We start from the raw sequence: 587 nt of genomic DNA on the forward strand, positions 1-587 counted from the left end.
GGCTGGTCTTCACGTTCGAATGGACCCCCAAGACATCGAGGAAGTGATCGGAAACCTCCTCGACAACGCCCTCAAATGGAGCCGGACGACATTCCAATTCACCGCCAGGCGCACGGGCAGCGGCATCGAACTTCGCGTCGAGGACGACGGCCCCGGAATCCCAGAGGAGGCCCGGCTTGAGGTCCTGCGTTCCGGCGGTCGACTCGATACCTCTGTAAAAGGAACAGGGTTGGGGCTGCCGATTTCCGTTGATTTATTGGCCGCCTACGGTGGAACGCTGGAACTTGGAATATCGAAGCGCCTGGGGGGCTTGGCCTGTGAGGTGAACATTGGGCGCGAGACATATAGCCAATAGATGAGCAAAGTGGCGACAGTGTCCTACCGCGTCGCCGCACGGCGCCAAGACGGGCGTGGACAGCGTGTTGACATGATGCGGTACTAAAGGCCCGAAACCTCCCTTCGCCTAAATGATCCGCCGCGCAGAAAACCTGCGCGACGAATGCTTCGTTTAATCGACGACCTCGCTGTAGTCCCCGCGGACTTGAACCATCACTGATACGTCACCAGAGTCTCGGTTGCGCCAGAAC

The 587-nt window shown here is 59.1% G+C and carries 1 protein-coding gene; it reads left to right on the forward strand.

All coding sequences use genetic code 11. The annotated features are described in order from the left end of the window. Positions 1-355 (forward strand): ATP-binding protein (locus tag ACR0E6_RS22750; RefSeq protein ID WP_480587673.1); only part of this gene is annotated, 355 nt, incomplete at its 5' end. Positions 356-587 lie beyond the last annotated feature (232 nt).

It is taken from the genome of Ruegeria sp. AP12, assembly GCF_056540025.1.